Annotated in this window: 13 protein-coding genes; 6 read left to right on the plus strand and 7 right to left on the minus strand. The window is 39.9% G+C overall.

What is annotated here, in order from left to right; translation table 11 throughout:
• Nucleotides 1-81: 81 nt before the first annotated feature.
• On the minus strand, nucleotides 82-1977 hold the full coding sequence (locus CSV79_RS00205) for a PrkA family serine protein kinase (RefSeq protein ID WP_099687018.1): 1896 nt from the start codon (nucleotides 1975-1977) through the stop codon (nucleotides 82-84).
• A 163-nt stretch (nucleotides 1978-2140) separates the two neighbouring features.
• Here CSV79_RS00205 and CSV79_RS00210 point away from each other — a divergent pair, with 163 nt between their 5' ends.
• Nucleotides 2141-3004 carry a YitT family protein gene (locus CSV79_RS00210; RefSeq protein WP_099687019.1) on the plus strand — a complete coding sequence of 288 codons (864 nt, stop codon included), beginning with the start codon at nucleotides 2141-2143 and terminating at the stop codon, nucleotides 3002-3004.
• A 41-nt stretch (nucleotides 3005-3045) separates the two neighbouring features.
• Here the strand turns inward: CSV79_RS00210 and purU are convergent, their stop codons facing one another.
• The 3 genes from purU to fdhF form a co-directional block, all read right to left on the minus strand.
• Nucleotides 3046-3954 (minus strand): formyltetrahydrofolate deformylase, encoded by a 909-nt coding sequence (purU, locus tag CSV79_RS00215; protein WP_099687020.1) that lies wholly within the window; start codon nucleotides 3952-3954, stop codon nucleotides 3046-3048.
• A gap of 155 nt (nucleotides 3955-4109) precedes the next feature.
• Nucleotides 4110-4598, minus strand: coding sequence for a helical membrane plugin domain-containing protein (locus tag CSV79_RS00220; protein ID WP_143560517.1), 489 nt, complete (start codon nucleotides 4596-4598; stop codon nucleotides 4110-4112).
• An 18-nt stretch (nucleotides 4599-4616) separates the two neighbouring features.
• Nucleotides 4617-7541 (minus strand): formate dehydrogenase subunit alpha, encoded by a 2925-nt coding sequence (gene fdhF / locus CSV79_RS00225; RefSeq protein ID WP_099687022.1) that lies wholly within the window; start codon nucleotides 7539-7541, stop codon nucleotides 4617-4619.
• Nucleotides 7542-7803: 262 nt separating this feature from the next.
• On the opposite strand from fdhF, the gene CSV79_RS00230 reads away from it, so the two are divergent.
• Entirely contained in the window at nucleotides 7804-8145 is a 342-nt protein-coding gene (locus CSV79_RS00230; protein WP_099687023.1) for a Na-translocating system protein MpsC family protein, read from the plus strand.
• Between the two features lie 14 nt (nucleotides 8146-8159).
• Complete coding sequence (fdhD, locus tag CSV79_RS00235) at nucleotides 8160-8990, plus strand: formate dehydrogenase accessory sulfurtransferase FdhD (protein WP_099687024.1); 831 nt, start codon at nucleotides 8160-8162, stop codon at nucleotides 8988-8990.
• 181 nt (nucleotides 8991-9171) lie between these two features.
• Here the strand turns inward: fdhD and ypfJ are convergent, their stop codons facing one another.
• Nucleotides 9172-10014, minus strand: a complete 843-nt coding sequence (gene ypfJ, locus CSV79_RS00240; RefSeq protein ID WP_099687025.1) for a KPN_02809 family neutral zinc metallopeptidase — start codon at nucleotides 10012-10014, stop codon at nucleotides 9172-9174.
• A gap of 214 nt (nucleotides 10015-10228) precedes the next feature.
• On the opposite strand from ypfJ, the gene serC reads away from it, so the two are divergent.
• The gene (gene serC / locus CSV79_RS00245) at nucleotides 10229-11326 is read left to right on the plus strand and encodes a 3-phosphoserine/phosphohydroxythreonine transaminase (protein WP_099687026.1); all 1098 of its coding nucleotides are present in this window, start codon (nucleotides 10229-10231) and stop codon (nucleotides 11324-11326) included.
• 194 nt (nucleotides 11327-11520) lie between these two features.
• Here the strand turns inward: serC and CSV79_RS00250 are convergent, their stop codons facing one another.
• Both CSV79_RS00250 and CSV79_RS00255 read right to left on the minus strand, forming a co-directional pair.
• Entirely contained in the window at nucleotides 11521-11946 is a 426-nt protein-coding gene (locus CSV79_RS00250; RefSeq protein WP_099687027.1) for a hypothetical protein, read from the minus strand.
• A gap of 88 nt (nucleotides 11947-12034) precedes the next feature.
• Nucleotides 12035-12307: a YqkE family protein gene (locus CSV79_RS00255; protein WP_099687028.1), complete on the minus strand. Its 273-nt coding sequence runs from the start codon at nucleotides 12305-12307 to the stop codon at nucleotides 12035-12037.
• A gap of 128 nt (nucleotides 12308-12435) precedes the next feature.
• Here CSV79_RS00255 and CSV79_RS00260 point away from each other — a divergent pair, with 128 nt between their 5' ends.
• On the plus strand, nucleotides 12436-13344 hold the full coding sequence (locus CSV79_RS00260; RefSeq protein ID WP_099687029.1) for a hydroxymethylglutaryl-CoA lyase: 909 nt from the start codon (nucleotides 12436-12438) through the stop codon (nucleotides 13342-13344).
• Nucleotides 13341-14264 carry an alpha/beta hydrolase gene (locus CSV79_RS00265; protein ID WP_099687030.1) on the plus strand — a complete coding sequence of 308 codons (924 nt, stop codon included), beginning with the start codon at nucleotides 13341-13343 and terminating at the stop codon, nucleotides 14262-14264. The genes CSV79_RS00260 and CSV79_RS00265 overlap by 4 nt, the downstream gene beginning before the upstream one ends.
• Nucleotides 14265-14273 lie beyond the last annotated feature (9 nt).

A 14273-nucleotide genomic window follows, 5' to 3' on the forward strand; every position in this document is an offset into this window, starting at 1 on the left:
TTGGCTCACCGCGGGCCTTCCTGAACTGCTTCCGCCTGAAGCGCAAAGTAACGGCATCCTTCTCACACACTCTTTCTCGTCTTATCTATTCAATAAACTCCCCACATAACGCAGCAGTTCATTCGCCGAGACAGAATTATAGCCATGCTCATCTACGAGGCGTGCGACGACCTCGTTCATCTTTTTGAGTTGTGTCTCGTCTGGCGTGGCTGAGGTCGTCGTGATTTTCACTACATCCTTCAAATCGGCAAATAGTTTCTTCTGAATTGCTTCTCGCAGTCGATCATGCGAACGGTAGTCAAAACGCTGGCTTTTCCGCGCGTAGGCAGAAATACGGATTAAAATCTCTTCGCGGAATGCTTTCTTCGCATTCTCTGAAATACCAATTTGCTCTTCTAAAGAGCGCATCAACTTTTCATCAGGGCTCACTTCTTCACCTGTTAACGGATCGCGTAATTTATTTTTATTACAGAACGCTTCTACATTATCTAAATAATTATCCATTAATGTTTTGGCGGATTCTTCATATGAATAGACAAACGCTTTCTGGACTTCCTTTTTCGCAATTTCATCATATTCTTTACGTGCCATGGAAATATAATTCATATACGTATCGCGATCTTCAGCAGAAATCGATGCATGCTGATCAAAGCCATCTTTCAATGACCGCAATACATCGAGCGCGTTGATGCTTGGCACTTCTTTACGGATGATGGCAGATGAAATTCGGTTGATGACGTAACGCGGATCGACACCATCCATTCCTTCATCTACAAATTCATTCTTCAACTCTTCGGTATCTGCATCGTTAAAGCCTTCCACACTTTGGCCATCATACAGACGTAACTTTTTCAAGCGGTCAACGCCTTGTTTCTTAGAAGCTTTTAACCGTGACAAGACCGAGAATATCGCAGCTACCCGTAACGCATGTGGTGCAATGTGAACATGAGAAATATCACTTTCCTGAATCATCTTCTGATAGATCTTTTCTTCCGCGCTCACTTTTAGATTATAAGGAATTGGAATGACAATTAGTCGGGAGTGTAGCGCTTCATTCTTTTTATTGCTGATGAATGAGCGGTACTCCGTTTCGTTCGTATGTGCGACAATCAATTCATCGGCACTGATAAGCGCAAATCTTCCCGCCTTGAAATTTCCTTCTTGCGTCAAAGACAATAAATGCCAAAGAAACTTTTCATCTAACTTAAGCATTTCCTGGAATTCCATCAAGCCACGATTTGCTTTATTCAACTCTCCATCAAATCGATACGCACGCGGATCCGATTCAGAGCCATATTCGGCAATTGTAGAAAAGTCGATACTTCCAGTTAAATCCGCAATATCTTGAGATTTTGGATCTGACGGTGTGAATGTACCAATTCCAACTCTACGATCCTCGGAAAATAGAATTCTTTCCACTACTACATCTTCAATCTTCCCATCATACTCTTCTTCCAGACGTAAGCTATTTAATGGAGATAGACTGCCTTCAATACGAATACCGTATTCTTTATAAAAAGATTCCCGCAATGAAGTCGGAATTAGATGCAACGGATCCTCATGCATTGGACAACCCTTAATTGCATACACTGCACCTTCATCTGTACGAGAATACTGCTCTAGACCTCTTTTTAGCATCGTTACGATTGTAGATTTACCACCACTGACAGGTCCCATTAACAATAGAACACGCTTTTTAACATCTAGACGCTTCGCTGCTGGATGAAAATATTCTTCCACTAAACGTTCAATGGACTCTTCCAAACCAAACAACTCTTTATTAAAGAAATTATACACTTTGCGTCCATCTTGCTTTTCTACACCCGCACTCTCAATCATTTCATAGATTCGTGAATGAGCCGTTTGTGCAACTTCTTTACGTTCTTTCAGTAAATCCAAATACTCTTTAAATGTTCCTTCCCACTTCAATTCATTTTCTTCTCTACGATAGTTATGCAGCTGATTTATAATATCCAACGTATCTCCTCCAAGTAGGCTGTGATATGTCATCTTATGCCCATAAAAGAAAAATGATTCGTAATGATTTTCAGAAGAAAATGAATTACTTTTAATTCCTACTAGGTTCTTGGTTTGCATTCCGTTAAAATAGAAAGTACGAGGTGTGGAAAAGGGGAGTTTTATGAGTAAACAACATAAAAAGGAAACTATAGGACATTTGCTTAGACGCTATCTATTCATTTCTATCGGGGTAGTCGTCACAGCGATTGCATTGGATTTATTTCTTATACCGAATTCGGTCATTGATGGCGGTATTATTGGTATAGCACTTATACTGAATTTCATAACAGGCGTACCTTTTGGAATCCTAATCTTACTATTCAATCTTCCATTCCTATTTTTCGGCTATAAACATATAGGGAAGAATTTCTTTATCTCTTCCTCATATGCGATCACTTTACTTGCGATTGTTGAATTTCCACTTAAAAAATTGGGACCTTTCGTGACGGATCCATTACTTGCGACTGTATTCGGTGGTTTATTACTCGGCGCGGGTGTTGGAACGATCATTCGTAACGGGGGTGCATTAGACGGAACAGAAATTCTCGGCATTTTGTTGACGCGTAAGATACCATATAGCGTCGGAGAGTTTGTAATGTTCTTCAACCTCTTCATCTTCGGTTGGGCAGGTTTTGTACTCGGTCCAGAGAAAGCAATGTATTCCATCATTACCTATTACATCGCATCCAAAGCGATTGATATCGTCATTCAAGGATTAGACGAGACAAAAGCTGTCATTATCATTTCGGATGAATATGAAGAGATGGGTGAAGCGATTCGTTTGCGACTCGGCCGAAGCATTACAAAATTACATGGTCGTGGTGGCTTTACCGATAATGAGAAGGATGTAATCTATGTTGTAGTCACTCGACTCGAGATCTCCAAGCTCAAACAAATCGCCACCGACATCGATCCATCGGCATTTTTAACGATTATGAACACACAAGAAACACACGGTGCTACATTTAAGTCTCCTATTCATTAAAAAGATCCCGCCACTGAATAGAGGCGGGATCTTTCCTATTATTAATGGAAGACGATTGTTTTATTGTTTTCTACAATAATGCGGTCTTCGATATGCCATTTCACTGCACGCGCAAGAACGCGACGCTCAATCGTACGGCCGATTTTCTTTAACTGAATGACATCGTCACGGTGATCGACACGCTCGATGTCTTGCTCGATGATTGGACCTTCATCTAAATCATTTGTAACATAATGAGAAGTTGCTCCAATAAGTTTTACACCACGACCGAATGCTCTTTCGTAAGGCTTTGCCCCGATGAAAGCAGGCAAGAACGAGTGGTGGATATTGATGATTTGATTCGGGAAATGACTAACGAAATCTGGAGTTAGAATTTGCATATAACGTGCCAGTACGAGTACATCGACGTCATACTCTTCCATTAACTTGATTTGCTGCTTTTCTACATCTTGACGGATGTCTTTATTGGCAGGTATATAATGAAACGGAATGCCGAGTGCTTCGACCATACCCCGTGCATCTTCGTGGTTACTGATGACTACGACGATATCGGTATTTAAATCACCATTTTGCCATTCCCATAGAAGTTCCATTAAGCAATAAGGCTCTTTAGATACAAAAATAGCTGTACGCTTTAACTCTACTGCGTAAGAGAAGCGATATTCTAAGTCATGCTCGTCTGCTACTTTGTGAAAATCTTGTTCAAGTTGTTCTTTCTTTTGCAACAAATTATCCGCATGGAATTCGATACGAAGGTAAAACATGCCGCCTTCAGGATCTGTAGAATATTGGCTGGATTCCACGATATTTGCTTGGTGATTCAGCAAAAACGTAGAAACTGCTGCAACGATACCCGGTTTGTCTGAACATTTGACGAGCAGTCTTCCGATATTTTTAAGTGTTGCAGATTGTTCTTCTAACTGTGTTGCTACCTGACTTTTGTTTGACATATATTTTCCATCTCCTACTAGTTAAGTTGAATCTTCGTTTACTTCTAATCAGATAAATTTCTCCAGTTTCCTTCCATAGAGAAAGGTAACTAGAGAAATTCTTTTTAAGCTTATACTATAGTATGAAGCATCTGCTGTCTTTTCGCAAAGATTTGTTATTCGGCTGAATCATTTAAACCTTTACCCATACCTTTGAGGAAGTTCATTCCAAATGTTAAAGCACGATTAATGTCTGGATCATTTACGGACTTCATCAATTGAAGTACACCTATTTTTTGTCCTTCTGTCACACCTTTCTCTGCTTCGTTCAATCCTTGCTGGACGCTTTGAGAAAGTTGCTGGACTGTCGCTGGATCAATTGCAGTTAATGTTCCTGCAGCCGCCAACAAGTTATTCAGCATATTCGTGACTGGTTCTCTAGAGACTTGACCTACTGCAATGCCAGCAATCTTTTCTTTTGCTTGGAGCATTGCCTGTAGCGCGTCCAAGGCTCCTATACTATGCAACTCACCAGTGATTTCCATAATCTTTTGCAAGGATTCTTCTTGCTCTGCCATCAACTTCTGCAGATCAGCCAATTTCTCTTGCTGTACTTCCATTTCTGTACGTTCTGTCCTTTTGATAGAAGTTATTGGTGCTGCCATACCTATTCACCTCACTATTTATTGATCCGTTAACTGGACATACCCTGGTCTATTCCACTTGCGATTCACTTCTACACCATTTTGTGGATGACGTTTCTTATCTCGATGATTGGTCTTTGGTAATGGATTATCACCTATTTGTTCTAATACTTCCATACGAACCTTGGTCTGCTTATAAGCTGGTGTATTCGTCCGTTGATCTTTTGCAGGGCCAGTCAAAAAGTTAATAGCCGATTTTTTATCTACAGAGTTCATTGGTAAAAACAACTCGTTCCTCTGTACACGCGCGGTCACGAGGGCTGGTAGTTTTAACGCACCGTATGGAGATATTAGACGAACGTACGTCCCCGTCACTACTCCACGCTCTTGTGCTAACTCCGGTGATATTTCCACATAAATATGTGGAACCTTTTCTTGAATCCCTTCAGATTTATTCGTCATATTCCCTTCATGGAAATGTTCGAGCATCCGACCATTATTAATATGGAGATCAAACTCATCTGGGAACTTCACGGGCTCTACCCAATCAGATAATGCAAAACGTGCTTTTTTATCCGGGAAATTAAATCCTTCTGTATATAACAGCGGGGTACTCTTTCCATCTAAACTACCCCAAAGAAAACTACCCCAACCTTCAAGTACATCATATGAAGCTTCACCAAACATTGGACTTAAACTTGTCATTTCCTCAAAAATATCACGCGGATGTGTATAGTTCCAGTTTTGCCCTAAACGGTTTGCGACTTCTTGAATAATCCACCAATCTTGACGAGAGTTACCTTTATTCGGCAAGGCTTTATACAATCGCTGAACACGTCTTTCTGTATTCGTGAATGTACCATCCTTTTCAAGCGAAGGGACAGCAGGTAAGATGACATTTGCATACTGTGCTGTACGTGAGAAGAAAATATCTTGTACAACTAAGAAGTCTAGTTTCGATAGAACATCATGTACATAGTTAGCATTAGAGTCAACTAACGCCATATCCTCCCCTACGATATACATGCCTTTCATTACACCTTCATCAATCGAATGAAGCATTTGGATATTATCCAGTCCAGGCTTTCCTTCAATTTCTACACCGTAAGCATGTTCGAATTTTTCTCTCGCCGCGTCATCGGTAATATGTTGATAGCCTGGCAACCAACCTGGTAAGCTACCCATATCACATGCTCCTTGTACGTTATTGTGACCACGTAAAGGATAAGCACCTGCACCTGGACGACGATAATTCCCTGTCGCCAGCAATAAGTTCGAAATCGCTGCCGACGTATCAGATCCACCCGTATTTTGCGTTACGCCCATTCCCCATAGGATACATGTTCCATCTGCATCACGAATCAATTCCGCTGTATGGATCAAGACCTCTTTTGAAATCCCTGTCACTTCTTCCGCATAATCAAGCGTATAACGATCAAGTACCGCTTTGAATTCTTCAAAATGTAAAACGTTCTCCTCGATAAACTTCTGATCATGCCAGCCTTGATCAATTAGATATTTTGTCACTGCCATTAGCCAGACTTGATCGGTACCTTGCTGAGGAGTCATAAAGATATCTGCACGCTCCGCCATTTCATGCTTTCGAAGATCCGCTACAATTAGTTTTTGATCATGTAATTTATGTGCACGTTTCACACGAGTTGCAAGAACTGGATGCCCCTCGGCAGGGTTTGCCCCTACGATAATGACGAGTCCTGCTTGTGCAATATCTTTAATCGTTCCAGCATCGCCACCCATTCCTACTGTTCGGAACAATCCATCCGTTGCAGGTGACTGACAGTAGCGTGAGCAGTTATCTACGTTATTCGTCTTGAACACTTGTCGTGCAAACTTTTGGATAACGTAGTTTTCTTCATTGGTAATTTTAGAGGATGAAATGACACCAATTCCATCTCTACCATGTTCATCACGAATCTTTCCAAGGTTTTCCGCAACTAGATCCAGCGCTTCCTCCCATGAGGCTTCAACAAATTCTTCGCCTTTACGGATTAGCGGTGAAGTGATTCTTTCTTCGCTATTCACAAAATCCCAACCAAACTTACCTTTAACACATGTAGAAATCTGATTAACCGGTGCATCAGATACCGGCTGTATTTTCAAGATTTTACGGTCTTTTGTCCATACTTCATATGAACAACCTACCCCGCAAAATGTACAAACTGTTTTCGTTTTGTTAATTTTTGATTCACGCATAGCAGACTCTACATCCGAGACAGCCATAATACTGCTGTAACCGGGCTCGACTTCTTTGATCAAATCAACCATTGGCTCCATCAGCTCGTCGCTCATCTTCGTCATGAACCCAGCTTCACCGAGCATCGTTTTTTCCATTAATGCATTACACGGACAGACCGTAATACAATGGCCGCAGCCAACACACGAAGAATCATTAATCTTTGCGCCACCATCCCACAATACAATTGGACGATCGCGCTCCCAATCAATAGATAGCGTTTCGTTCACTTGAAGGTTCTGACACACTTCCACACATTGACCACATGCGATACACTGATTAGGGTCGTAACGATAAAATGGGTGTGTAAAATCCACTGCATCTTTTGAACATTTCGGTTCATATGGATATTTTTGATGTTCCACTTCCATCAACGCCACGGTATTATGAACTTTACAGTTGCCATTATTGTTATCACATACGGTACAATACAATAAATGATTTTCTAATATTCTATCCATCGCTTCCGTTTGTGCAGCTTTCGCACGCGGAGAAGCCAATTGGACATCCATGCCATCTACCGCTTTCGTGGAACAAGCACGTGTTAATACTCCGTTTACTTCCACGATACATGTGTCACATGTTTGAATTGGATCGACTTCAGGCAAATAACAGATTTGTGGATGCTCTATTTTATTTGCATTTATTATTTGTATTAATGTTGACCCCGCCTCGAAGTCAAAAAGTTTATCATTTATTGAAATAGACATCTCGGTATCCTCCTTATCAAATAAAAATCCACCATGAAAAAACCGGTTAAAACGGCATTTTTTCATGGTGGAATAGTTTCTTAACAGGACTTGCTAAAGAACCAATCCGTATTTACTATTACAAGTAGACAGATGAAAGCCTAGCATTCACGTACCAGGGTTCCAACAGCTCTTTGTTTAGTATAAAGTAATAGAGCATTAAATACAATGCTCACACAACAAGTTTCCGATTATTCTGTAAATATAGATAAGGAGATATAAAATGAAAAAAGTTCACGAGTTCAATGATATTATTCGCAAGCTAAGAAAAGACCTATTTGGTAAAGGTCCTGAACGAATTCACACAATTTTTATCGACAATATGGCGGTATCTACTTTATATGGCAATCTAACTCCGACTGAAAAATTTATTGCAAGAACGCCAGAAGGAAAAAACATTGTACATGGAGCGCGCACATCAATGATTCAAGCGGTCTATGATGAACAACCTCCAGAAGGATTAGAAGAGCTAGTGGAAGCAAAATTTTTACACTTATTCAGCGATTTTAAAATTGATGATGATATTGCCGTTTCAGTATTTCTATTTGATCGCTCAATTGATTAAAAGGAGGAAGCTAAATGGAGCAACAACGGACGATTATTCGCTACCAAAACGGACAATGTAGTGTAAAAAATGATCAAGTGGCTACGGAATTTGCGGTAACCATTAAGCTGAATGGCCAAGAATTCTCGACCATCGTCTGTACACCAGAGTATATCGAAGATATGACGGTCGGCTTTTTGGCATCTGAGGGGGTTGTGCCAAAGTGGGAGCAAATTAAAGACATTCATTTAGATTTGGAAAATGGCTTTATTCACGTACAAACAGAAAAAGTCTATCCTTTCTTTGAACAATTACAGAATAAGCGCTATATCACATCATGTTGCGGTATGAGCAGACAAGGGTTTATCTTCGCAAGTGACGCGTTGACTGCTAAAAAAATGAATGACATATCAGTACAGCTCACGCCTGGACAAATTTTTTCCTTGATGGACGAAATGGAAGAACAGGCAGAAATGTTTCGGCATACCGGTGGTGTCCACAATGCAGCATTATGTGATCCAGATGGACTTCTTTTATCTAGAATGGATATAGGGCGACATAATGCTCTTGATAAAATATATGGACACTGTTTAAAGAACCAAATTTCTGTACGTAATAAAGTAATTGTATTCAGCGGTCGGATCTCATCGGAAATTTTATTGAAAGTAGCAAAAATCGGCTGTGAAATTGTTTTATCAAAATCTGCTCCTACTGAATTAGCATTAACACTAGCTGAAGATCTTGGAATTACGACGGTCGGTTTTATTCGTGGTTCAAATTTTAATCTGTACACGCATCCTGAAAGAATTAAACTAGGCAACGCAGGTATCATTGAAAAATTCGTTAAAGTCAATATTAACAACTGAGTGAATTGACAATACTATCCACTTAGTAGTCGATTTTGCTTCACTTTTCCCCTTACCAGCATAGATTGATGCTAGAGTATTTGGTCAAAAAACGAATTGTTCCGTCTATCACCACCACAAGTCGCGGCAACTAAATAATAGCAAAGGCCACTCGCTCAGACTATGAATGAGTGGTCTTTGTTTACTTTTCTGTTTGATTAAACGTGTCTCCACCTTTAATTGTGCCTAACTTAAATCCATGTTCGAACCAATAGATACGTTGTTTCGCTGAGCCGTGGGTGAAGCTTTCTGGCACGACATAGCCTCTCGCTCTTTTTTGAATCGTGTCGTCTCCTACCGCTCCTGCTGCTGTCATCGCTTCTTGTAAATCTCCCTCTTCCAAGTATCCGCGTCCTTTTTCATGATGCGCCCAGACTCCAGCAAAATAATCAGCTTGTAACTCAAAACGTACTAAATATTTATTAAATTCCTCTTCACTCAACTTTTGACGTAAAGGCATAACTTGATCAGAAATACCAAGTAAGGTTTGTACATGGTGGCCCACTTCATGCGCAATTACGTATGCCATCGCAAAGTCTCCCGGGGCTTTGAATGAAGACTGTAGCTCATTGTAAAATTCCAAATCAATATAGAGTTTCCTATCACCCGGGCAATAAAATGGTCCCGCCGCAGCACTTCCGTAGCCACAGGCCGTTTCTACTTGTCCTGTATAAAGAACTAATGTAGGATTTTCGTATTGAAGACCTTCTTGCTGGAAAAGTTCTGTCCAAATGTCTTCTGTATCCGCTAACACTACAGAGACAAAATCAGCTAATTCACGATCTTCTTCATTTACTACATATGGCTGATCCTGTGTGGTTGCACTCTTATCTATCAAGTCTGTAGGATTTCCGCCTAATAGTAAGAAAAGAATGATTCCGACAATACCGAGACCTCCACCACCTATTGCAATAGCTCCACCCCTACCAATTCTCCCTCTTCGATCTTCCACATTTGAACTTTTTCTCCGCCCATCTGTTTTCATCGCACCTTCTCCAACCTTTCAATTCGTTTTACCTTAAGTTATATTTGTTATTTGCCTTGCAGTTGATACCAATTTACCCAACTTTCTACGTGAGCAAACAAGAGAACTACGCTATTTAAAATGTATTTGTTGTGAAACGACAGTTATCTATTCCACATGTTCGTTTTTTCATATATACTTTACTTTAGTGTTGCAAATTTATTAAGGAGTGATTTTGTTGAGTAATCAAAAGTCTGTATATAACTTTAATGCGGGTCCATCTGCCCTTCCACGCGAAGTGTTAGAAAAGGCACAGTCGGAGCTTGTCGATTTCAAAGAATCAGGAATGTCGATCATGGAGATGAGTCATCGCAGCGCGACTTACGAAGAAGTACATAATCAAGCAATTACACGCTTACGTTCATTGTTCTCAATCCCGGAAAACTATGAAGTGTTATTTTTACAAGGTGGAGCTAGCCTTCAATTTGCAATGGTTCCGATGAACTTCCTTGCAGAAGGTAAAAAAGCAAGCTATATTATGTCGGGCGCTTGGTCTGATAAGGCACTTAAAGAAGGTAAAACAATTGGAGAAGTTTATGAAGCAGCTTCTACGAAAGAAACGAACTACAACCGCGTGCCTTCAGCCGAAGAAATTCAGTTTGACGAGCACGACGCATACGTTCATATCACATCAAATAACACAATTTTCGGTACACAGTTCCAAGAGTTTCCGGAGACTGGAAATGTCCCATTAATCGCTGATATGTCCAGTGATATTTTGTCACGTCCACTAGATGTTAGTAAATTCGGTATGATTTATGCTGGAGCACAAAAAAATCTAGGACCTTCTGGTGTAACAGTTGCAATTATTCGTAAAGATTTGTTAGAAAATGCAAATTCATCAATTCCAGCAATCTTGAAATACAGCACACATGCTTCAAATAATTCTTTGTATAACACACCACCTTCTTTTGGGATTTATATGTTAGGTGAAGTGTTAGGATGGATGGAGCAACAAGGCGGACTAGAAAAAATCGCAAAGAAAAACGAAGAAAAAGCCAACCTAATTTATGATGTAATTGACAACAGCAATGGTTTCTATACTGGACATGCTGAAAAAAATAGCCGCTCACGCATGAACATCACATTCCGTGTAGCTGATGAGCAACTTGAAAAGCAATTTCTACAAGAAGCAAAAGAAGCTGGATTTGTAGGATTAAACGGTCATCGTTCTGTCGGTGGATGCCGCGCATCTGCGTACAATGCGGTTCCATATGCAGCTTGCCAAGCATTACAACAATTCATGTTAGACTTTCAAGAAAAGAATCAATAATCGTAAAAGCCAGGTCATTCCATAATAATAATGGAATGACCCGGCTTTTTAATTTGCCACAATCTTAAATTCTTTTTCAAATGCTCGTTGCAGTGTACTGCATGTCTGGATATTTGTAAAATCTAAACTTAATTTTGTTGAGGCATGTGCAGTTTCTGGTCGAATCCCAGTAAACTATTGATAATCTAAAATTGTCAATGTATGCACATGAGTAATCGTTTGTTTTCAAAATCAAAGATATTCAAAATGATTCCAAGCGCAGTTTTGTATTTATATAATGACTCATAGTAAATTGAGCCATATTCTTTTTCATACTCTGCTATTTTATAAGGATATTCGGTTTCATCAGGAATGGGTAGATACTTCCATGGGCGTGATGAATTTGCAAACTGTTCCGCATGCGCTTTTGTTAGGATGTCGTAAAATAGTTCTATCTTTTCTTTAGGAAAATCATAATATGGGACGCCATCAATTTCTATTGGCAACACTGTATTTTTTCTGATCCATTCTACGATAGGATGTTCAATTGGCGCTTGGTGGACTTTCGATATCATTGTTTTAGACAACTGAAGGTGATGAACAGCGTTTTTTTCACAATACACCATATATAGAAACTTCATGAAATCCCCCCCATAATAATTTACCTAAAAACCTATTGTCTCTTTATAATTTATTACAGACCAACTTCCTACTATATAAGAATTTTACTTAATATTTTGTCCCTGCGTCCCCATACTCTTCCAGTAACTCTTCAAAACTTTTATTCTTTTCACGGTCTTTCCGTTCTTGAATCTTTCGTTCTTTTTCTTTCTCTTTTTTCTTCTCTTCAACCGCTGTTAATTGTTGCTTTGCACTTTTCAACTTTGCTAGTACGTCATCGCTTACTAAATCCGAAAGAGAAGTAGCTGATTCATCTGTTACCATCTGTTTTTCATTATTTTTCTGCTGTTTGTTATGTTGCTTTTTCATTTTCTTAGCCATATTAATCACTGCTTTCTAATGTTTTATATAGTCTGACACAATTTCTTTCCATACCTCAAATTTAGTAAGTGTTTTGCATTGCCCTTATTCTTCGTTATTACGTACAATAGAAATAGGGAGGGATGTTTATGTTCAGTTTACCAAAAAACGTGACACTAATCGAGGTTGGACCACGAGATGGATTACAAAATGAAAAAAACAGTATCCCGACAGAAGCAAAGCTATCCTTTATTCACACATTACAGCAAGCAGGAATTCAGGAAATGGAAGTTACTTCATTCGTATCACCTAAATGGGTACCGCAAATGGCGGACTCCACTGAGATTATGCAACAAATAGAAAAAAATGGCCGACAACTTGTCTTAACGCCAAACGCAAAAGGAATTGCACTAGCCAAAGATGCTGGCGCCAAGAGCATGGCAGTTTTTGTCGGCGTTAGTGATACGTTTAACCAAAAAAATATTAATCGAACGACTGCAGAAAGTGTCGCTTCGTTACGGCCATTAATTGACCAATTAAAAATGGATAACTATTTCGTCCGCGCTTGTATTTCTACGGCTTTCCACTGTCCATATGAGGGATTTATTGCACCAGAGAAAACGCTGGAATTATGTCGGCTATTCAGCGACATGGGTGTTAATGAATTAAGTGTAGCCGATACAGACGGAATGGCAAATCCTACAGCCAGCTATTCACTATTCCATTCGTTGAAAGAACAATTTCCTAACTTATTGATCACCGCTCATTTTCACGATACGCGTAAATTGGGTCTGACGAATATTTACGCTGCGCTTCAGGCCGGTATCGATCGCTTTGATACATCAGCTGGCGGACTTGGGGGCTGTCCATTTGCACCTGGCGCAACTGGCAACGTAGCTACTGAGGACGTACTCTACTTGCTTGAAACTTTGCACATTGAAACCGGCTTAGATCAAGAGGCTATTTGCCGGGCCGTTGATATAGTAGCACCCTACCTTTCCCGACCAATCGAAACGGCCATGTACCAGTTATATAAGAGAAAGGAGAATGTTAGTTGAGACGAAGATTTATTTTTATTATAGGTATTATTTCAAGCATCTTCACTGCGATCCTCACAATTTTTGGGATCCTTGTGACGAATCGAATGATGTACCTTAAAATCAAGGATTCAGAATTTATCTTGCAACGAGAGATGCTTGCTAAACGATTTGATAGCCAATGGTTTGAAACCGTGCGTAAAGATGATATGTGGATTCCATCTCCGAACGGCTATAATTTACGCGCCATTTTTTTACGCCCATTAGATACGACGAGAACAGTCGTAATCTGTCATGGTGTTACCGAAAACAAAGTGAATTCCATTAAATACGCACGACTATTTGAGCGATTAGGATTTAATTCTGTCATTTTTGATCATCGTCGGCATGGTGACTCAGGTGGTAAGACAACAAGTTTTGGATTTTATGAAAAGATGGATTTAAAAGAAGTCGTTTCGGCTGTACGGAAGAGAGTCGGGAAACGTGCCCTAGTCGGAATTCACGGGGAATCTATGGGTGCCGCAACGACACTTTTATATGCAGGAACATATGAGGATGAAGCTGATTTCTATATTTCGGATTGTCCATTCTCAGATTTCTCTGAACAACTACTGCATATCATTCGTACGGAAATGCCTTTTAAGACTTCCATGAGTTTGCGTGTCGCCAATCTGTTTTTGAAAATCCGTGACGGCTACACATCGGCTGCTGTATCACCAAGAGAAGTCATGAAATTCATTGATAAGCCTGTGTTGTTTATACACAGTTTAGAAGACAAGTTCATCCTCCCGCATATGACAGAAGAGCTGTATGATTTAAAAGAAGGCGATAAAATGATAAAGCTGTTCGCTAAAGGTGCGCATGCGAAATCATATAATGATAATACCGAAGAATATGAACGTGTTGTCCAGACATTCTTAAATCGATTTCGTCTATCATAACGTACGCAA

The organism is Sporosarcina sp. P13, assembly GCF_002743055.1.
Taxonomy (GTDB): domain Bacteria; phylum Bacillota; class Bacilli; order Bacillales_A; family Planococcaceae; genus Sporosarcina.

Excerpts from the sequence above, each read along its gene's own strand:
- fdhD (WP_099687024.1), top strand. The coding sequence starts at position 8,160 with ATGGAGCAACAACGGACGATTATTCGCTACCAAAACGGACAATGTAGT.
- fdhF (WP_099687022.1), bottom strand. The coding sequence starts at position 7,541 with ATGTCTATTTCAATAAATGATAAACTTTTTGACTTCGAGGCGGGGTCA.
- CSV79_RS00230 (WP_099687023.1), top strand. The coding sequence starts at position 7,804 with ATGAAAAAAGTTCACGAGTTCAATGATATTATTCGCAAGCTAAGAAAA.
- CSV79_RS00220 (WP_143560517.1), bottom strand. The coding sequence starts at position 4,598 with ATGGCAGCACCAATAACTTCTATCAAAAGGACAGAACGTACAGAAATG.
- CSV79_RS00250 (WP_099687027.1), bottom strand. The coding sequence starts at position 11,946 with ATGAAGTTTCTATATATGGTGTATTGTGAAAAAAACGCTGTTCATCAC.
- purU (WP_099687020.1), bottom strand. The coding sequence starts at position 3,954 with ATGTCAAACAAAAGTCAGGTAGCAACACAGTTAGAAGAACAATCTGCA.
- CSV79_RS00210 (WP_099687019.1), top strand. The coding sequence starts at position 2,141 with ATGAGTAAACAACATAAAAAGGAAACTATAGGACATTTGCTTAGACGC.
- CSV79_RS00255 (WP_099687028.1), bottom strand. The coding sequence starts at position 12,307 with ATGGCTAAGAAAATGAAAAAGCAACATAACAAACAGCAGAAAAATAAT.
- ypfJ (WP_099687025.1), bottom strand. The coding sequence starts at position 10,014 with ATGAAAACAGATGGGCGGAGAAAAAGTTCAAATGTGGAAGATCGAAGA.
- CSV79_RS00260 (WP_099687029.1), top strand. The coding sequence starts at position 12,436 with ATGTTCAGTTTACCAAAAAACGTGACACTAATCGAGGTTGGACCACGA.